Below are 20,367 nucleotides of genomic sequence, written 5' to 3'. Positions count from 1 at the left end.
GCATGGCAGCCCGTTGGCTCAGTGGGCCTTGCTCGGGGCAGCCGGTACAGGGTCGGCGGGCTCCAGCGGCGGGTGCTCTTGCGCGGCATGCATCAGGTCTTCGGTTACCCGCAGTTCGGCACCGGTGGGCGAGAACGTGGTCGAGGCGGCGAAGGGCGCCGGGTGTTCTGCCGCCGGGCGCTTGCCACGGCGCCACATGAAGAAGCACAGCATCGCCAGGTTGACCACGGCAAACGCCCAGAACAGTCCGGCCTCGCCAAACTCGGTCATCATCGGCGAAATGGCCACCGGTGCCATGGCCGAGCCCAGTGAGTTGATCAGCAGCAAACCCTGGATCATCGGCACCAGCGCATCGGACGGTGCGCGGTCGGCGGCATGGCTGACCGCGACCGGGTACAGGGTGAACACGCCACCGCCCAACAGGAACAGCATGGCCGGCAGCAGGAACGAGTCCGAGGGCAGGAAGACCGTGACCAGCGACAGCACAACGCACAAGGCGGCCAGCGCCAGCAGTACGTCCAGGCGGTCTTTGCGGTCCGACCAGCGCCCGACCGGGTACTGCAACAGCATCGCGCCAAGGATGACCCAGGCCATCATGTTGCCGACTTCGCCCACCTCCAGGCCGATGCGTTGCAGGTATAGCGGCAGCAGGGCATAGATGCCGGCGATGGCGACGCCCGAGCCGAAGCAACCCACCAGGCCCGAGGGGGCCACGCCCAGCAACTGCCGGGGCTTGAGGGGTTCGACCTGCTCCAGCAAGGGCGATACCCGCGGCAGGATCACGATGGGCAGCACCGACAGCGCGGCGAGCACGCCGGCCAGCATGAACGGCGCGGTATCGCCCAACTGGGTGATCTCCCCCAGGCCGGCCTGGGCGATGACCCCGGCGCCATAGAAGGCGATCATGTACAGCGCCAGCAGGCGGCCGCGGATTTTCGCGTCGCCGGCCAGCAGCAGCCAGCTTTCGATCACCAGGAACACGCCCACGGCGGCCCAGCCGTTGATCAGGCGCAGCACCGACCACCAGGTCACGTCGTAGAACAAGCCCTGCAGCAAGATGGTCACGGCAATCAGCGAGGCGAAGCTGGTATAGGCGCGAATGTGGCCGATGCGCAGGATCAGCCGGTCGTTGAAGATGGCGCCCAGTGTGAGGCCGATGAAGTAGGTCGACGAAACGATGCCAATGGTGGTGGCAGACTCACCGGCAGCGCCCAGGCGCAGGGTGGTGAGGGAAGACATGAAGCCGTTGCCCAGGGCGATGATGAACAGCCCGAGCAGGGGCGCCAGCGCCATGGCCAGCAAACGCGGAGACATAGGTACCTCTGGTTGGATGTGCGGAATGAGCGCCTTTTCGGACGCGCACACCGGCTCGACCCCGCAAGGGGCGAGTAGCTGCACGGATGCGACCTGGGCAAGACTCAACCGCTGGGCCGTAGGGGATGGGGCCGGGCGGGGAGGGTTGAGCCTATTTCACATGGTGGGCATGTGTTCAGGCACGGACTCTGTCATTGCTGCTGGTTGCCACCGTTGACGGCGACGGGCGAAAAGGAAGCGCGATTCTACGGGGTTGCGAGGGTTTGCCCAAGGGGCCTGGCCCTGCGACGAGACGCCGCAGGCAGCCAGGCAACTGCGCCCGGCAGCTAACGCTGCACCCGGGTATCGATACTGACCACCACCGACATCCCCGGCCGCAACTGCCGGGCGGGTGGCTGGCCGGCATCCACGGTGATCCGTACCGGTATCCGCTGGGCGATCTTGACGAAGTTGCCGGTGGCATTGTCGGCCTGCAGCAAGGCGAACTCCGAACCGGTGGCCGGCGAAATCTGCTGCACGTGCCCGTACAGCTTCAGGTGGTTCAGCGCGTCCACGGTAAAGCTCACGGGTTGGCCGATGCGCACATTGGCCATCTGGGTTTCCTTCATGTTGGCGATGACCCACAGGGTGTCGGGCACCAGCGCCATCAACTGCGCACCTGAATTGACATAAGCACCCAGGCGGGTGCCGATCTGCCCCAGTTGGCCGTCACGCGGGGCGGTAACCCGGGTGTTGTCGAGGTCGATGCGCGCCAGCTCCACGGCGGCCTTGGCGTTTTCCACGGCCGCTTCGAGCGCAGCCCGGTTGACCACCACGGTCTCCCGGTCCTGGCGGGCGATTTCCAGCGCGGCCTTGGCCTGGGCCAGGCTGGCGACGGCAGCTGCCTCGTTGGCGCGCGTCACGTCCAGTTCACTGCGGGAAACCGAGCCGTCGCTGACCAGCGCCTGATTGCGGCGCAGGTCGGCCTTGGCTTTGGCCGCCTGGGCCTGGGCATCGCCAATGGCGGCCTGGCGCTGGGCAATGGTGGCTTCGGCGCTCTTGCGCTGTTGCAGGTTGTTGGCCAGGGCTGCCTGTTGCTGCTGCAACTGGGCGAGGGCCTGGGCCAGGCGCTGCTTGTAGATACGGTCGTCCAGTTGCACCAGCAGGTCGCCGGCCTTGACGAACTGGAAGTCGTGCACGGGCACGTCGACGATGTAACCACTGAGCTGGGGGCCGATGAGGGTGACCTGCCCGCGCACCAAGGCGTTTTCGGTGCTTTCGATGGCACTGCTGAAGGGCGGCAGGCGCCAGGCATACAGCACCAGCAGAACACCTGCCAGGGCCACCGCGGCAAAGCAGATCGAGGACAGCAAGCGCACCCGCCGCGTGCGTACCGGGCTACCCGGTTCGCTGGGGGGCGTTGCGCCTTCCGGGGTTTCAGCGATGGCGGTGGTGGTCGTGGTACGGGTGTCGTCGGTCATCGGGTGGGCACGCCGGGGGTGGAGTCGGTGGTGGTGGCCTGGCGTTTCGAGTACCAGAGCCAGGTGCTGCGGATGCAGATCCAGATCATGGTCAGTATGGCGATGCTGCCGATCAGTACGAACACATCGTTGTAGGCCATGACATTGGCTTCGCGGCTGGCGGCCGTGGCCAGCAGGCGCATGCCGGCTTCGGTGCGCAGGGCCGGGTCGGCGAGGATGCCATTGTAGGCTGCTGCACCGCTTTGTACGCGGGCATTGACCAGTGGTTCCAAATAACTCAGGTGGTCCATCAGGTGGCTGGAATGGAACTTCTCCCGCCAGGTCTGGAAGGTGCCGAGCAGTGCCGCGCCAATCAGGCCGCCAACGTTGTTGCAGATGCCGAACAGCACCGAAAAGCTCACCAGGTTACGGGGGTTGGCGCGCACATGGCTGATACCCAGGGCCATCGACGGCCCCAGGAAGAAGGTACTGCCAAAGGCCAGCAGAAACTGGCTGAAGTACATTTGTGCCGGGCGCGTGAGGTTGCTGGAACCGCTGTCGATGAATGCACCGACGGCCATGGCCAGCAAGGAGACGAACAGCGGGATGATCAGGTGGTTGGGATTTATGGTCAGGGCACTGCTGGCCAGGCCCGCCACGGCACCCAGCAGCATGATCCAGTACAGGCTGCGCATCTGCTCGCTGCTCATGTTCAAGGCCTGCAGGAAGCCTACCGCCCCAGTGGATTGCTCCGAGGTGACCATGCGGATCAGCACCACGCACAGGGCCAGGCGGATGATGGCGCCACTGCCAAGCCAGCGGGTCATCAGCAACGGGTTGCGGCGGTTGTGTTCGATGGCCAGGCCGCTGAGCATCAGCGCAATCGATGCCGCCAGCGCCACACCGAGCCACGGGGCCTCCAGCCACCAGTCGATGCGCCCCAGCGACAGCACGGCACAAAGCAGCGCGGTACCGCTGGCCATCAGGGTGAAGGTCAGAAAGTCCAGTGGCTCGAAGGTTTTGAAGCGGTCACCGGGCGGCAGCTTGAGCAGCAGGACACAGCCCAGTGCCGCCAGGGCCAGCCCGAGTTCGAACAGGTACAGCCCGCGCCATTCGGCTATTTGCAGCAAGTCTTCGGAAAAGATCCGCGCCAGGGGTAATGCCAGCTGCGAAGCGCCCAGGCCCAGTACCATGGCCTTCAACCGCCATTGGGCGGGGAAGGCCTGAATCATGTAGTACAGCCCCAGCGAGCTGAGCGCCGCCCCCACCATGCCGTGGGCCGCGCGTACGGCGATGGCCGAGTTGAGGTCGTTGACCAGCAGGTGGGCGAAGGTGACCAGAACGTAAAGGACCAGGAACACCTCGGTGAAGGCGCGCAAGCCGAATTGTTGGCGGAATTTCACCAACAGCAGGTTCATGGACACGTTGGTCATCACGTAGGCCGCTGGCAGCCAGGCCATTTCCGCCGTGGTGGCACCTAGCGCACCTTGCAGGAACATCAGGTTGGCGGTGACCAGCGCGTTGCCCAAGCCACCGGTAATGGCTACCAGCAGGCCGACCACGCCATACGCCAGGCGTTTGGCTGGCGAATGCAAAGGCGTGGAAGGGGAGCCTGGCAGGGTGGGTTTTTCGTGGGGTAGCCACGCGTGTGGGGCGTATTTGTCCATGGGGCAGACTGTACTTGAGCGGCGCTTGGTGCTGCTAGGTGCAGGCTTCGGTTTTGAGCATATTGTGCGTTACCGGTAGCACCGTATTCGCGGGTGGCACCGAACCCCACGCGGTGGCTGGCACCGGCTGCGCCGGTGTTCGCGGGCACGCCCGCTCCCACAAGGGAGCGGGTTTACTCGCTAAAGGGCCGGGGCTGCTGGCTGACGGGGGCGTCAGAAATCTACGCTGGCGGACAAGCGCAGCACCCGTGGTGTGCCTTGGGTGAGGTAGTTGTTGGTGGTCGAGGCCGACGCCCAATAGGCCTTGTTGGCGACGTTCTCCAGGTTGGCCCGCAAAGTCACCCACTGCTCATCCAGCTTGAAACGGTAACGTGCACCGAGGTCGACCCGGGTCCAGGCCGGGATGTTCAGGCTGTTGCTGGCATTGACGTACTGGCCGCCGGTACGCAACACCCGTGCATTCAATGCCGCGCCGGCGATGCCTGGAACGTCCCAGTCCGCGCCCAGGTTGTACTGGAAGCGTGGCACGCCCGGCGCACGGTTGCCGTCATTGGCGCCATTGGCGGTGTTCTTGAGCTCGGTGTGCATGAACACTGCACCGGTCAGCAGGCGCAAGCCGAGCACCGGCTCGCCGAACACACTCAATTCCACCCCTTTGTTGACCTGCTCGCCGTCCATGCTGAAGGTGTCGCGCTCGGCACCGGCTCTGCGGAACGTGGTGCTGTTGGGCTGCTCGATGCGGTACAGGCCAAGCGTTGCACCAAAGCTGTCCCAGTCCAGCTTGACCCCGGCCTCGACCTGCTTGCTGCGCCTGGGCGGGAACACTTCATTGGCATTGGTCACGCTCGACGGGGCAGTGGGGCCTTGTGCCAGGCCCTCGATGCGGTTGGCGTAGAACGACACATGCTCCCAAGGCTTGAGCACCAGGCCATAGACCGGCGTGGTCACCGACTCGTCATAGTTGGCGTTGCGCTCACCACTAGCGGTAGACCAGCCGTCGACACCGATCGATTGCCGGCGCACGCCCAGGGTCAGCAGCACACGGTCATCCACAAAGCCAAGGGTGTCGGACAGCGCCACGCTCTTGACCCGGTTCTTGCCCACGATACGCGGGTCGTGCAGGTCACTGCCCGTGTACGTATTGGTCGGGCGCGGCACCTTGACCGGGTGGTACAGGTCGGTGGCATAGCGGTTTGCAGCAGCAACTGCGACGTAAGCCGAACGTTGTTCGCCCCACATGCCCGAAAGCCCGAAGTTGAGCCGATGGCTGACCGCCCCCGTGGCGAACTGGCCATTGATACCGGCCATGGCGCTCTTGTTGTCCTCATCGTGCGGGGGATAGAGGTAGCCACCCCGCGCAGTGCCGTTGGCATCGCTGACGTACAACGAGGAGTATTCGCCGTTTTCGCGAGTGTGCTTGGCCCCGGCACCGGCATAAAGCACCCAGTTGTCGTTGAGGTCGTATTCGGCGTTGAGCATGCCGTAGGTGTCTTCCAGCTGTGACCAGGTCCACGGTTGGGCGTAGTTGTCGCGCGCCGAGGGGGCATGGGGCACTTTGCTGCCGGTTGGGTAGATCACCGCCCGGCCCTGGTTGATGCGTTCTTTCTGGTAACCCAGGTCGGTGGACAGGCGCAGGCGTTCGCCCCGGTAGTCCAAGGCTACAGCTACCAAGGTGGCGTGCTGCGCTTCGTCGTGCACACCCGTGCCGCCGTCATGCTGGGCCAGGTTGATACGGGCGCCGAAGCGGTTGTCTTCACCAAAACGTTGGCCCAGGTCCAGGTGGCCGCCGACATTGGCGCCGGTGGCATAATCGAGGCTGACGTGGCGGGTTGTCGTGTCTGCGGCACGCTTGGGAACCAGGTTGACCGCACCGCCAATACCGCTGCCCTGGGGGGCGACGCCGTTCAGAAAGGCGTTCGGGCCCTTGAACACCTCGACGCGCTCGAGTGCTTCGGTGGTGATGATCTGCCGCGGTAGCACGCCGTACAGGCCGTTGTAGCTGATGTCGTCAGTGCTCAGTGGCAGCCCGCGGATGGTGAACACCTGCGAGAAATTGCCAAAGCCTGCCGACTGGCGCACTGCCGCGTCATTGAGCAACACATCACCCAGGGTACGCGCCTGTTGATCGGCAATGGTCTTGGCGGTGTAGCTGGTGACGCTGAACGGTACATCGCTGGTCGGCTGTTCACCAAGCACACCCAGGCGTGCGCTACGCGCCACCTGGCCGCCTTGCCAGGTATCGCCGCTGGCGGCTAGGTTGCTGTTGATGGTGGTGGCGCCCAGCTCCAGGGCACTGCCCAGGTCCACTGCCGGCGCCAGGGTGTAGCCCCCGCTGCCGGTGCTGATCAGGCTGTAGCCACTGCCGGCCAGCAGGCGAGCAAAACCCTCCGGCACACTGAAACTGCCCTGCAGGCCCTGGCTTTGCCTGCCCTGAAGCAGCGCCGGGTCGAATGACAAGGGCACCCCGGCATTGGCGGCGAAGCGTGCCAGCACATCGGCCAGTGGGCCAGCGGCCAGGTGATAGTCGCGGGTGGTGGCGTCGGCAGCGATCGCCGCTGGTGCCAGGGCGGCCATGGCGATGGCAAGGCTCAGTGCCTTGAAAGGCAGATGGGGCATTGGGCGAGGGTCCTGTAGGTGCAGAGAAGGGAGGTTCTGCACTGATCACCGGACGACGCCGGAAAAGGTATCAAAAAGCCTGTCGTTGATTTCCGTGTGCGCTGAGTCCGGGTCAGCTCACGGGCTCGACCGTCACCCAATAGCGAGTCAGGCCCTGGACAGTTACCGGCAAGGTGTCGGCCAGCAGCCGCAGGCTGGCATCGGTATCGGTCACCGGAAAGGCGCCAGACACTTTCAGGCCGCGCACCGCCGGGTGGCAGCGCAGCACGCCCGGGCGGTAGCGGCCCAGCTCCTGCAACAGGTCGGCCAGGCGCATGTCGCGCGCCAGCAGCATGCCGTGTTCCCAGGCCAGGTCGCCGTTTTCCAGCGGGGTGGCGGGCAGTACCCGGTCGGCATCGAACGCGCTGCGCTCGCCCGCCGTGAGTTGCACGCTGGCGGCGGCGTGCAGCGGGCGGTTGGCGACGGAACCCTGCAACACCGCTACCCGGGTCAGTGCGCCGTCGATACGTACGCTGAAGCGCGAGCCCAGCGCCCGCGCATGGCCCTGCGGGGTGCTCACCACCAGCGGGCGCGGCGGGGTTGCCGGGTCGTTAGCGCTGGTCACGAGCACTTCACCTGCCAGCAAGGCGATACGGCGTTGGCGGGCATCGAAGCGGATATCGATGGCGGTGTGGGTGTTCAACAGTACGTGGCTGCCGTCGGCCAGTGTCAGTGAGCGTTGTTCGCCAACCGCCGTGCGGGCATCGGCGGCCCATTGCTGCCAGGGTGCCTCGCGCCAGGCCATCCAGGCTGCTGGTGCCGTCAGCAGCCACATCCCCAGACGCTGCAGGGCCTGGCGGCGGCTGACCGCACCCTGGCGGCTGAGCCGGCGCAAGGTTTCCCCGGTAACCGGCGCAGGCAGGCGGCGAAACTCACCGAGGATGGCCTCGGCGCGCTGCCAGGCCAGGGCATGCTGGCTACTGCGCTGGCACCAGGCCTGGACGGCGCGATGGTCATCGTCGGTGGCTGCGCCCGACTGCAGCTGCACCAGCCAGTCGGCGGCCTCGCCGAGGATCAGTGGGTCGATAGGTGGCCTCATTCGTCCATGCTCAGGCAGGCGAGGAAGGCGGTGCGCATGTCGCGCTTGATGGTCACCAGCGAAACCTGCAGTTGTTCGGCGATTTGCGCGTAGGTCAGCCCGTCCAGTTGCGACAGCAGGAATACGTGGCGAACCCGCGCCGGCAACTCGCGCAGCATGGCATCGATGCGGTACAGCGTTTCGAGGATCATCCAGCGGGTCTCGGCCGACGGCACTTCGGGTTCGGGCAGATGCGCGATGGCCTGCAGATACGCCCGTTCGACATCCTGGCGACGCCAGCGGTCTATCACCAGGCCCTTGGCAATGTGCGTCAGCAATGCCCGAGGCTCACCGCCGAAATAGCTGTTGCCCTGACGGCTGAGCAGGCGCAGGAAGGTGTCATGGGCCAGATCGGCCGCATCGCAGGCATTACCCAGCCTGCGCCCCAGCCAGCCCTGCAGCCAGCCGTGGTGCTCGGTGTACAGCGTCTGAACCTGCAGGTTGAGGGTGGGGTCGGCGGGCGGCATGGGGCGCGGGTTTCCGGGAAATAGGTGCAATTAGGAATTGATCGCATTCTATGCCCCGGGTTGCAGAACTGGCAATGTACAAAAGTGCCGGTACAGGCCCTTACAATGCCTTGGCCAGAAACGCCGCCGTGCGGCTTTCCTTGCAGTTGGCCACCACTTGCGGCGTTCCGCTGACCACCACCTTGCCCCCGGCAGCCCCGGCACCTGGCCCAATATCGATCACCCAGTCACTCTGCGCCACCACCCGCATGTCATGTTCCACCACCACCACGCTGTGACCAGCCTCGACCAAGCGGTTCAGTTGCACCAGCAGCCGGTCGATGTCTTGCGGGTGCAGGCCATTGGTCGGCTCATCCAGCACGTACAGGGTCGCGCCCCGGGCCATGCGTTGCAGTTCGGTCGCCAGCTTGATGCGTTGCGCCTCACCCCCGGACAGCTCGGTGGCTGGCTGGCCCAGGCGCAGGTAACCCAGGCCGATGTCTTGCAGCACCTGCAGGCACCGCCGTGCCGGCGGCTGTTCGGCAAACACCTGCAGGGCCTGGTCGACGGTCAGTTGCAGCACTTGCGCAATGTTCATGCCTTGCCAGCTGACCGCCAGGGTTTCGGGGTTGTAGCGCGCACCGTGGCAGGTCGGGCAGGGTGCGTACACGCTGGGCATGAACAGCAACTCGACGCTGACGAAACCCTCGCCTTCGCAATTGGCGCAGCGGCCCTTGGCCACGTTGAAGGAAAAGCGCCCGGCGTCAAAGCCCTGCGCCTTGGCTTGTTCGGTGGCGGCAAACAGCTTGCGTACATGGTCGAACAACCCGGTGTAGGTCGCCAGGTTGGAGCGCGGCGTGCGCCCGATCGGCTTCTGGTCTACCTGCACCAGGCGCTTGATAGCCTCGAGCCCGGCGCTGACATGGCCGCTGCTGGTCTGTTGCGGTTCGTCTTCCAGGCTCTGCTCCTCAGGCTCGTCGCCTTGCCCGGCATGGCCCAGGTGCGCGCCCACCAGCTCCAGCAGGGCCTGGCTGACCAGGCTCGACTTGCCCGAACCGGAAATACCCGTTACCGCCGTAAAGCAGCCCAGCGCAAATGCCGCGCTGAGGTTGTCGAGGTTGTTGCGGCTGATGCATTCCAGCTTCAGCCAGCCACGGGGCTGGCGTGGCGCACGTGGGGCCTGGGCCTGGGCGCCGAACAGGTAGGCGCGGGTGCAGGACTGCTCGACCTTGGCCAGCCCCGCCGGGGGCCCGCTGTACAGGATGCTACCCCCGTGCTCGCCGGCGGCGGGGCCTACATCCACCAGCCAGTCGGCCCGGCGCATGGTGTCCAGGTCGTGCTCCACCACATACACCGAGTTGCCCGCCTGCTTCAGCCGTTGCAGTGCCTGGAACAGCGCTTCACTGTCGGCCGGGTGCAGCCCGGCCGAGGGTTCGTCGAGTACGTAGATCACGCCGAAAAGCTGCGAATTCAGCTGGGTGGCCAGGCGCAGGCGTTGCAGTTCGCCAGATGACAAGGTGGGCGTGCTGCGCTCCAGGGCCAGGTAGCCCAGGCCCAGTTCGAGCAGGGTGTCGATGCGCTCCAGCAGCTCATGGGCGATGCGCTGCGCGGCCAGGCGCTTTTCCAGGGTCAGCTGGCTTTGCTGTGGCTCCAGGTAGCCCGCTGCCGCGACCTTGCGCAGCACCTCGGCCAGCGCTTGCAGCGGCAACTGCGACAGCTCGGCGATGTCCAGCCCGGCAAAGGTCACGCCCAACGCTTCACGCTTCAGGCGTTTGCCGTGGCACAGCGGGCAGGCGCTGGGGCGCATGTACCGGGCGACGCGCTTGCGCATCTGTGCACTTTGCGAATGCATGAAGGTATGCATGACATAGCGCCGGGCACCCATGAAAGTGCCCTGGTAGCTGGGCTCCAGCTTGCGCTTGAGGGCCTGGCGGGTTTGCGCCGGGGTCAGGCCGGCATAGACCGGTGCGGTGGGCGTTTCTTCAGTGAACAGGATCCAGTCGCGCTGGGCCTGGGGCAGGTCGCGCCAGGGTATGTCCACGTCATACCCCAACGTGACCAGGATGTCGCGCAGGTTCTGCCCTTGCCAGGCCATTGGCCAGGCCGCGATCGCGCGTTCGCGGATGGTCAGTGACGGGTCGGGCACCATGGTCGCCTCGCTCACCTCGTAGACGCGGCCCAGGCCGTGGCACTGCGGGCAGGCACCCTGCGGGGTGTTCGGCGAAAAGTCCTCGGCGTACAGCATGGCCTGGCCTGCCGGGTACTGCCCCGCGCGTGAATAGAGCATGCGGATGGAGCTGGACAATGTGGTCACGCTGCCTACCGAAGAACGGGCGCTTGGTGTGCCCCGTTGCTGTTGCAAGGCAACTGCCGGGGGCAGGCCTTCGATGGCATCCACATCCGGCACACCCACCTGGTCGATCAGGCGCCGCGCGTAGGGTGCCACCGATTCGAAATAGCGGCGCTGGGCTTCGGCGTACAGGGTGGAGAACGCCAGGGAGGATTTCCCCGAGCCGGACACCCCGGTGAACACCACCAGCGCATCGCGCGGAATATCCACGTCGATGTTTTTCAGGTTGTGCTCGCGGGCACCACGGACACGAACGAAACCGGTGGGGGGAGTGGAACGTGGCGGCATGGCGCTTTCCTTGGCGGTACGGGAAGCTCACGGTAGCAGCATAGTCGCTGACGTGGGTCAGGGTTTCGGTTCGCGGGTGCCAAGTACGTCGCGAATGTTGTCCACCACATTGCTGTCTTTGATCACATCGCTCAGCCAGCCTTCCAGCGGCATGTTGCCCCACTTGATGGCACGTTCTATCAGATACGGCACCGGGCTTTGCGGTTCAGTCTGTTTGAAAAACTGAGCGATGCCGGCCAGCATGCTGAAGGCTTCGTCCCGGGTCAGCGGGGTGGTACGCATGGGCGCAGGGGCAGTGGGCTGGGCGGGAGTGTTCATGGCTTCACCTGCCTGTTCGACGGGGGCGACGCTGGCTTCGGGTTCGTCGACCACGGGGGCTGGCGGCTGCAGCTCGACACCACGGTCTTTCAGCAGTTTTTCAGCCAGCTGGCTGGCCCGGGTCAGCATGTCGGCGAGGCTGGCAAAGCTCGGTGCCTCGTGGCCGAACAGTTGCTCCGCAGTGGCCTGCAGGCGTTTGCAGGCTTGCAGACTGTCGTTGATCTGCAGCGCCTTGTTGCGCAGGTATTCGGTGTCGGACAGCGCCACCGAGCGCTGGAATATCTCGGCGTTGATCTTGCCTTCGTTCAATGCAGTCTGCATGGCCTTGGTGTCGCGCAGGGCCAGGTTTTCCACAAGACGTGATTCGTCGTAACGCAACACGCCAAAATTCTGCCCTTGGGTGATGGGCAAGCCACCGGCGATGTCGGTGAGTGTGCTCTTGAGCCAGGACAACCGGGCCGCTCGCTCGTCAAGGCCCTCTTCGAGAGTTGGGTACAAGTTTTCCCAGAACGCCTGCAGCAACTGTTCAGTCAGTACCAGGCCGAAGGTGATGCCTTCGAAGTGCGCGCGCTGGGCCAGGCCTTCGCTGAGCCAGGCTGCCAGCATCAGGTCCTTGCTGTGTTGGGCGAGGCCCTGGGCAGACAAGTTGATCACCTGCTCCCAGTCGGCGGTTTTCAAATCGGTTTGCCAGTCGCCCTGGGTCAGGTAGTCCGGGTCGGCCCGGCGCGCCTCCTTGATCTGGTCGAACAACGCAGAGAAGCTCAAGTCTTCGCCACTGCCACCTTCGATGGGTGCGACCAGTGCGGCCAGCGAAAGGTCATTGAGAATGTCAGGCATAAAGCACTCAGGTTCTGGCTAGTGAACAGCGTGCCAGGCTGGCTGGCACGCTGTGAAGGATGGGCCGCTGAAGCGGCCCTGGGCATGCAGGTAATCAGGCGAAGACTTTGTTCGCGGTGCGGTCCCAGCCACCGACGATGTTGCCGCCGGCCTGGCCGTCGGTACGGTTCTGCTGGGTGTAGGTGGTTTTGATGCGGGCGAAGTTGAAGGTGATTTCTTCGATCGGCAGGTCGCTGACCGCCTTGTCTTCACCGGCCTGGTTGCCACCGGCAACGAACCTGACCGACGACACCACGACTTCTTCCATGTCGATGGTCAGGTAGGTGACCTTGTCACCACCGGCGCGGTTGACGTTGAGCTTCAGCTTGGCAATGTGTTTGCCGGTGCAGCAGTGCTCGAACAGTTTGGCCGATGCCTTGTCGACCGATTTGCGGATCTTGAAGTCGCTCAGGGCAACACGCTCGGACGACGCGCCGCCCGAGGAGCTGGCAGTCGCCGAGGTCGCCTGGGTGGCGCCGTACTCGTAGCCCAGCACTTCGATCCAGTCCTTGTGCTTTTCGTCCAGTACTTCGCCTGGGATGCCGTCGATTTGGATATACGCGTCAAATGCCATTGTGAAACTCTCCATTAACAACTGGTAAAGGGTTGCTCATGCGACCCTTGGTTTTTCACCTCGCCGAACAGGCCGGCAGAGGTAGCGTGCCGCCACCCGGTGCTCCTCCTGTGAGCCCGGGTGGCCGGTTGGTGCGGCGCGCGCTCAGTTGAGCCCGCGCACTTCGATTTCTACCCGGCGGTTGGGCTCCAGGCATTTGATCAACTGGGCCCGTGCCTGTTGCATGTCACAGTTGACCAACGGTTTACGGCTGCCTTCGCCCTGGGCCACCACCAGTTCGGCCGGGACGCCCTTGCCGACCAGATAAGTCCGAATGGTTTGCGCCCGTTGTTGCGATACCTGCAGGTTGCTCTGGCTGTCACCGAGCTGGTCGGCGTGGCCGGAGATGACGATCTTGCCGATATTGGGCGTGTTCAACAGTTTGCTGGCGATGGCACTGAGTTGGTTCTGGCCCTCGCTTTTCAGGCTCTGGAAATCTGCCCGGCCAAAGGCGAACAAGGTGTCCGATTCCAGCGTGATGGTCTCGATCGCGCGTAGCGACTGGGCACGCAGGCTGTCGATGTAGTTGCGCGAGCTAGAAATCAGGAAGGCGTTGTCGAGAATGCGCGGCACATCCGTTTCGCGGATCTGGTCGGCATAGAAGGTGATCTGCCGGCTGGCGTACAGGTAGTCCTGGTCGCCCTTGCCCTGGTTGGCCTCGGACAGGCTGTGGCCGGTGTGCCGGGCAATGGCCGGGTACCAGTAGTCGGGCAGGTGCGCCTTGAGAAACGCCGGGTCGGCCTTCTCCCGCTGGGCGGGCGAAAGCATCACGTAGGTGTCCAGTGTCGCCTTGCCGAAATCGGCGATCGACTGGGCGCGGTTGTCATGTGGCAGGGCTTCGGCCTCCACACTGTCCACGCCGCTCACCGGTTGCAATTCGCGGGTATTGCGTTGGTAGACCTTGAGCGTGGTCAGCAGGTAGAGCGTGCGGGTGAGGTTGTCTGCGGTGGGCTTGAGCATCACCTGCTGCAGGGTGGTGAAGTAACGGTCGCGCAGCAGCGGCTCAACCTGATGGCCCTGGTACAGGCCCAGACGCAGGCTGAACGGTACACCCTGCTCACGGTGCTGCCGGTAGTAATGGGCGGCCCAGAAGCGCAGGCGGTCCAGGCTGCGCCAGGCGGCGTACTGGCCATCGGCAGCCTGGTCCTGGCGCTTGGCCTCGGCCAGCTCGCTCGCGATGCTGCCCAGCACCGCACGGTTGTTCAGGTACGACCAGCCCCACAGGCTGCACAGCACCAACCCGGCGAGGCTGGCACAGGCCACCCAGGCGGCCTTGCGCCGGCGCTCGCGGTGGTTGCTGGTGTACAGGGCCACCAGGTGCTGGTCGGGGATGATGACCTTGCGGAACAGGCTGTTGATGAACAGCGGCGCAGGCTGGCTGCCTGCGCTGACCGCCCCCTCGCCGTGTTCCAGGGCAAAACGCTCGGCAACATGCTGGCCATGGCTGCCCCACAGCGCTTCATCGGCCTGCAAGGCGGCAGTGAAGTAGAAGCCACGCAGCATTTCGGCATTCTGGTAGGGGTTGGCCCGCAGCAGGCTGTCGACGAACGCCTGCAGCCGTGGCTTGATTGCGGCCAGCTCCAGCGGGAAGCGGTAAGCGGCGTCGTTTTGCCGCGTTACCTGAATGTCCTGCTGCACCAGTTGCTGGCTGGCAACCTGCTGCCAGTACCGGGTCAGGTCGTCCATCGCCTGGCCAAAACGCTGGCCCCAGTCCGCCTGTTCGTAGCCTTTGTGCGCGAAGGTCTTGCCCATCACTTCGCCGCGCGCGGCCTCATCCAGCTGGCGATAGAATGGGGTGAAGCCGGGTATCAGGTCGCACTTGGTGAATACCAGGTAGATCGGCAGGCGCACTTCCAGCAAGGCGCAGCTTTCCTGGATGCGTTCGCGCAAACGCTTGGCCACCCGCTGCTGGTCTTCGGCCGAGCCGTGCACAACGTCGGCGATGCTGACACTGACGATCAGACCGTTGAGCGGGCGGCGTTGCCGGTGCTGGCGCAGCAACTGCAGGAAGCCACGCCACTTGCCGGCCTCTTCCGGGCTGTTCATGTAGCGCCCGGCAGTGTCCAGCAGCACCGCTTCAGAGCTGAAGAACCAGTCACAGTTGCGCGTGCCACCCAACCCTGCGACGCGTGCACCTTCGCGCTCGGCGTAAGGGAAGTTGAGGCCGGACTGCAGGATCATGGTGCTCTTGCCAGCGGCGGGCTGGCCGATCACGAGGTACCAGGGCAGCGCGTACAGGGCGTCTTTGGCAGAGGTGCCGCGTGGCGTGTTCTTGTGCAGGCGCTCGATGCCCTGCAGCAGGCGCTCGCGCAACAGGCTGACCTCCTCGCGGTCGGCCGGCGTGGCATTGAGTACAGCCTGGTCGGCGTCGTCGCGCAGCAAGCCTTCGAGGTTGTGATGCTGGCCGGCGCCACGGTACAGCAGCAGGACGTAGCCCGCCGACAGCAGCAGGAAAGCCCCGATGCCAGCCAACAGGCTGTGCAGCGAAGCGAAGCCCAACGCGCTGCCGATCGCCCATACCAGGAAGATCACCAGGAAAAACGCCACCCCCAGCAGATAGGGTTGGTAACGCAGGCAGTAGTACTTGATCTTGTTCATACAGGCGTCGCATCCAGCGCATCGACGAATTGCTCGATAACGCGTTCAAGGGGTAGATCGAAGTCGTGTTGGCCGCGGGCCGATGCCGCAGGGCCCAGTAGCGCCAGATGCTGCTGGGCTTCGGCACAGCCGCAGAGCAGGCGATAGGCACTGCTGGCGTGGCGTGACGGGAAGCAGAACAGGCGCGGGTGCATGAAATCGTCTGCCAGCAGGCTCACGGCTGGCGTATCTGGCTGCCCGTTCATGTGGCACAGCCAAGTCAGCCACAGATCGGCTGTAGGGTTTTTCAAACCGCGCTCAGCGGGGAGGGGCAACTCAATGCCACCCTCGAAGTCACTGTGCAGCGCCGGCCGGCATGCGCGCAGCCGTGTCAAAGCGGCGGCGCTGTCGAAACCTGGCCAGGAGCCGTGCAGTGCACGCGCGATATCGGTGAAGCTGAAGTCACGCAGGAACTTGGCGTGCACCCGGCGGAACAGGTCCAGGTCCTGGGCTTGCAGTGGGCGCAAGGCCTTGACCTGTTCGAACAAACGGGGGCCGTCGGCACCTTGCACGGCCTGGTGCAGCAAAGGCTTTATCTGTGCGCAGAACAGCTCGCCCAAGGTGAATGGGTTGCCCAGGGCCATGCCTTCTTTGCCCTTGAGCAGTTGGTAGATGAAGAACGGATAGCGCCGGTTACTGGCGTCACGCGAGCTCAACAGCCCGCCCAGCAGCCAGTTGCCATTGCGTGCGCGGTACGTGAAGAAGCACATCGGCAACCCATCGAACAGTGCCTGCCAGTCTTCGCGGTGGCGCATGGCGGCCAGCGAGGTCTGCAGCCAACTGTCGAATTCGCAGACTTCCTCCGCCGCGCCATGCAGGCTGACGAAGTCTGCGCTCGATGGCAGTTTGCCGAAGCAGCCGATCATTGGGCACTCCTGTCGTTGAGTGCGCTTAGGGCCTTGACCTGGCTCAGGTCGGTCAGTTTTACCCCACCGAAGTTGCGCACCACCAGGCTCACTCGGCCATTGGCGGTGTTCCAGCTGAAGCGCTGCTGGATGCCGTCGAGGTCGTCGACGCGGGCGCTTTCGTTCATGCGCAGCAGGCCCCAACGCCCGGGGAAGTCGAACACCGTTACCCGTGCGCCACTGAGCGTTACCACATCCAGGCGAGCGCCCGGGGCGTTGCTGGTGCCTGGCCAGGCGAAGCGGCTCCAGCTGCTGCGGCCGTTGCGGTAGTGCTGTTCCTGCCCATCGAGGGTGAACACGATGTCGGTGAAGTTGGCCGAGGGCTCCAGCATGATTTCAAAGCCGTTGTCGCGGTCTGACAGGCTGGCGATCACCTGGCCTACCGAACTGGCCCGGTCGATGCTGTTGAGCATGCCAGGGTTGACCAACGCCGGTGCCTTGCCATCACCTACGCCCAGACCTTCGCCGCCGGCGAGGTTGCCGATTTCGTTGCGTTTGAAGGCTGGCAGCAGCCCCGAGTCCGGGTCTACGAAACGTTGCAGGTCTTTGACCGAGGCTTCGTTGCGGCTACCACCGGCAATCGGGTAGCGGTGCGCCATGACCTGCTGCCAGGGCTTGGCGATCTGCTGCGCCCAGGCTTTGGCGATCTGCTGGCCGGCCGGGTCACGCAAGGTCGCCCAGGCGTACTGGATCGGCAGGTTGAACAAGCCTTGCAGCGAACGCGACAGGCTGTCCTGGCTGGTGTCAACGCTGGTTTCCACGTAATTGCGTACCGTGGTGACCTCGCTTGGCTGGCCTTCCAGGGTTTCGCTGATCAGCTGCTTGCTGCTTTTGCCGACATCCTGCGACCGCTGGATGTTGTTCATGCGGACCTTGAGCTTGCGCAGCGCCGCCAGGTAGCGGTCCATGATGGTGCTGTCGGCGCCTTCGGCGTTGTTCTGGGCGAATACCCGGGCAACCGGTTCGAAGCGCTTGGCGAGGCTGCCGTCGTCCACCGCCGGCAGGGCCGGGGCTACGTTGGCAGGCAGGCTGTCGTTGGCGTCGAACAGCCCGGTAACCTTGCTCCAGAAACCGTCATCACGACCAGTGCCGGCCGACGGTACTTCGCGTTTGACCGGCAGGTCCCACTGGGTATTGTCGTTCACAGCCTGCAGCAGGTTCTTTACGGGAGAGTGCTGAACGTCGCTCAAAAGCCCCAACTGCTGGGTCGCCGATGCCAGGTCGGCGAAGTGGCGCACGCCCACGCTACTGACCATCTTGTACCAGGCTTGGGTGTAATCGCGCTTGTAGCGGCTCATGAATTCGCGCACGAAGTTGGCCTTCTGCACCAGGGCATCGCCGCCGTCGCCGTCCAGTACCCAGTCGGACTCGTTGCGCAAGTTGCTCGATACCAGCTTGATCAGTTCAGGCTTGACGAACGTATCCCAGCCTTGGCGGGTATAGATCGCAGGTACCCCGGCCGACCCGTACAGCAGTGCGCGCCCAGGTTGAGGCACAAGGTCGTTGAGGCTCAGTGCCGGGAATTGGCGGCTGGATTCGAGTTGCAGGCGCAGGTATTCGCGATCGACCAGCGAACTGGAAATCATGAACGACTTGAGGTTCTGCCGGGTTTCGTTGATCAGTTGGTCGTTGCGTGGCAGTGAAGGCGCCTGGCCCTGCTCCAGCAACTGCACATACAGCGGAGTGTTTGCGGCGATCACGTCGGCGCTGGCGGGGGTGCCTTCGCCGGCCGCCGCGGCCCAGGCCTGTGGCAGGCTTGCGGCAATGAAGGCCGGGTCTGGGTGGGCGTCGGGTGCCGTCAGCAGCAGGTACAGTTTGAGCGTGTTGTAGGCGTCGATGATCGAGGCGACTTGCTGCTCGTCGAGGCGCCCCAGCATCTCTTCGGACAACGACAGACCACCGGTGGTCGCGGACAGCTCGGCGGCATCGCTGGCTGTGGCCAGGTTGACCTTGGCCGCATGGGCGCCTGCGCGGGTGTTGGCCAGCGCGGCCTGCGCTTTGGCTGCAACCGCTGGGGCCAATGGCTTGGCGTTGCGCTTTTTCGGCGGGGCCGGGGTGAACTCCAGTGACTGGTTGATACCCGCGGCGAAGGAATTGAACGCGCGCATTTGCACTTGCAGGCTACGGGCGATCGGTTCCAGGGCCTGGCTGCGCAATTGCGCCAGATACGCGCTGCGGGTCACCTGGTCAACCGCCTCACCGTGGTACAGGCCGGCGCTGAGGCGCAGCGGCACGCCTTGTGTGCGATGCGACTCGACAGTGGCCATCTGCTCGCGCAGCACTTGCAGGCCTTTGCCCGCGGCCAACTGCTGCTGGCTGTCTTCGGCCTGGCCTATCTGTGCCAGCTGCAGGCGCAGATTGTCCAGCCATTGGCGATTGTTGACGAACGACACTGCCTGCCAGCTGACAAGCAGCACGCCGGCGGCGACGGCCAGGCCCAGCAGCAGCGGGCTGAGCCCCGCTTGGCGGCCTTGGCGCGAGTGATACAGGCTCAGGTCACGGTCGGGGAAAATGACCCGGCGGAAGGTGTCGGTAATGAAGTAGCTGCGGTTGCCCGCTGCCGTGCCAGCCTGTTCGGCCTGGCCATCTTCGGCCGCCTGCAAGGCGAATTCGTCGGCGATGGCGTCTTCGTACACGTGCCCCAGTTGTTGCCCGGTCTGCAGGGCGCTGGTGAAGTACAGGCCGCGCAGCATCAGTGGGGCGCCGCTGCGCTGGCCGTGGGTGAAGTGCCCGAGGAACTGCTCGAGCACACCGCCCAGCGCGGCGAAGTATTGCGGGAAGTTCAGCAGCGTGCTGTCGGCTGCAGCGCCCAAGGCGATCACTTGTGCGTCGACGTGCTGGCGAATGTGGCTGTGCAGGTTGCCCAGGCGCGCCTGCAGCACCGCCTGCAGGCCTTGATTGCGGATTTCCGACAACGCGAAGGTCATGCCCAGCGGTTGCTGGCGTTGGTGCAAGTCCAGGCCATCAAAAGCCTGGCTGAAGCCCGGCAACTGGTCGGTCTTGCTGAGCATCAGGTAGAGCGGTGGGTTGGTGTCGAGGCACTGGGCGTATTCTTCCACCCGGGCTACCAGCTGCGCTGCCAGGGCATCACGCTCTTCGCTGTTGGCGGCCAGCAGTTCGGGCAGGCTGACCACCAGCACCAGGCCATTGATCGCTGCCTTGCCGCGCTGCTTGCGCAGCATGCGCAGGAACGCCGAAAACTCGCTTGCCGACTGGTCGTCACGCAGGTAACGGCCGGCGGTGTCGATCATCACCGCGTCGGGGCTGAAATACCAGTCGCAGTGCTGGGTGCCACTTTCGCTGTCGTTGGCGGTGGCGATACTGGCTGACAGGCCGGAGTGGGTCAGCAGCGAAGTCTTGCCTGCCGCCGACATGCCGACCACCAGGTACCAGGGCAGGTCGGACAGCGCCGACTTGCCACCGCCGCCGGCGGAGCGGTCGGTGCGCAGCATGCTGATGGCATGCTTGAGGCGCTCGCGCAGTACCTGCTGGTCACGGAACTCGCCGGTGGCATTCCACGAGCGGTCGACTTCGATCTGCAGCAGGTTCTCCAGGTTGTGCTCGGCACGAATACGCTGGTACTGGCGCAGCACGACGGCCAGCAGGAAGCAGGCGCTGATGATGGCCAGGGCTTCGGGCAGGTGCTGCTGCAGCCACGGCAGCAGCGGCGACACCAGCCAACAGACCAACAGGCTCCCCAGCCACAGCAGTAGCAGCAGAACCCAGAAACTTTTCAAGAGGCGCAGTAATGTTTTCATGTCTTCCTGACTCGGCTACCTGA

At 64.7% G+C, this 20,367-nt stretch carries 12 protein-coding genes; all 12 read right to left on the bottom strand.

Features of this window, described 5'->3' with window-relative positions:
• Positions 1 to 18: 18 nt before the first annotated feature.
• Complete coding sequence (locus tag L1P09_RS13635; protein ID WP_232892731.1) at positions 19 to 1,314, bottom strand: MFS transporter; 1,296 nt, start codon at positions 1,312 to 1,314, stop codon at positions 19 to 21.
• Positions 1,315 to 1,640: 326 nt separating this feature from the next.
• The gene (locus L1P09_RS13630) at positions 1,641 to 2,774 is read right to left on the bottom strand and encodes an HlyD family secretion protein (RefSeq protein ID WP_235767746.1); all 1,134 of its coding nucleotides are present in this window, start codon (positions 2,772 to 2,774) and stop codon (positions 1,641 to 1,643) included.
• The gene (locus L1P09_RS13625; protein WP_235767745.1) at positions 2,771 to 4,420 is read right to left on the bottom strand and encodes an MFS transporter; all 1,650 of its coding nucleotides are present in this window, start codon (positions 4,418 to 4,420) and stop codon (positions 2,771 to 2,773) included. The genes L1P09_RS13630 and L1P09_RS13625 overlap by 4 nt, the downstream gene beginning before the upstream one ends.
• A gap of 213 nt (positions 4,421 to 4,633) precedes the next feature.
• Positions 4,634 to 7,036, bottom strand: coding sequence for a TonB-dependent receptor (locus L1P09_RS13620; RefSeq protein ID WP_235767744.1), 2,403 nt, complete (start codon positions 7,034 to 7,036; stop codon positions 4,634 to 4,636).
• Positions 7,037 to 7,148: 112 nt separating this feature from the next.
• Positions 7,149 to 8,114 carry a FecR domain-containing protein gene (locus tag L1P09_RS13615; protein WP_235767743.1) on the bottom strand — a complete coding sequence of 322 codons (966 nt, stop codon included), beginning with the start codon at positions 8,112 to 8,114 and terminating at the stop codon, positions 7,149 to 7,151.
• Positions 8,111 to 8,620: a sigma-70 family RNA polymerase sigma factor gene (locus L1P09_RS13610; RefSeq protein WP_009686728.1), complete on the bottom strand. Its 510-nt coding sequence runs from the start codon at positions 8,618 to 8,620 to the stop codon at positions 8,111 to 8,113. The genes L1P09_RS13615 and L1P09_RS13610 overlap by 4 nt, the downstream gene beginning before the upstream one ends.
• 100 nt (positions 8,621 to 8,720) lie before the next feature.
• Positions 8,721 to 11,237, bottom strand: coding sequence for an excinuclease ABC subunit UvrA (locus L1P09_RS13605; RefSeq protein ID WP_054904744.1), 2,517 nt, complete (start codon positions 11,235 to 11,237; stop codon positions 8,721 to 8,723).
• A 57-nt stretch (positions 11,238 to 11,294) separates the two neighbouring features.
• Complete coding sequence (tssA, locus tag L1P09_RS13600; protein WP_054904743.1) at positions 11,295 to 12,392, bottom strand: type VI secretion system protein TssA; 1,098 nt, start codon at positions 12,390 to 12,392, stop codon at positions 11,295 to 11,297.
• A gap of 94 nt (positions 12,393 to 12,486) precedes the next feature.
• Positions 12,487 to 13,005, bottom strand: a complete 519-nt coding sequence (locus tag L1P09_RS13595) for an Hcp family type VI secretion system effector (protein ID WP_029887856.1) — start codon at positions 13,003 to 13,005, stop codon at positions 12,487 to 12,489.
• Between the two features lie 144 nt (positions 13,006 to 13,149).
• Positions 13,150 to 15,642: a type VI secretion system membrane subunit TssM gene (gene tssM, locus L1P09_RS13590; RefSeq protein ID WP_054904742.1), complete on the bottom strand. Its 2,493-nt coding sequence runs from the start codon at positions 15,640 to 15,642 to the stop codon at positions 13,150 to 13,152.
• Complete coding sequence (gene tagF / locus L1P09_RS13585; RefSeq protein WP_182368109.1) at positions 15,639 to 16,547, bottom strand: type VI secretion system-associated protein TagF; 909 nt, start codon at positions 16,545 to 16,547, stop codon at positions 15,639 to 15,641. Before tagF ends, tssM begins: the two co-directional genes overlap by 4 nt.
• Positions 16,544 to 20,344 (bottom strand): type VI secretion protein IcmF/TssM N-terminal domain-containing protein, encoded by a 3,801-nt coding sequence (locus tag L1P09_RS13580; RefSeq protein WP_235767742.1) that lies wholly within the window; start codon positions 20,342 to 20,344, stop codon positions 16,544 to 16,546. Before L1P09_RS13580 ends, tagF begins: the two co-directional genes overlap by 4 nt.
• Positions 20,345 to 20,367: the final 23 nt, after the last annotated feature.

It is taken from the genome of Pseudomonas juntendi, from assembly GCF_021560075.1.
Classification (GTDB): Bacteria; Pseudomonadota; Gammaproteobacteria; order Pseudomonadales; family Pseudomonadaceae; genus Aquipseudomonas; species Aquipseudomonas juntendi.
This window is presented reverse-complemented; position numbering and strand designations above follow the sequence as displayed.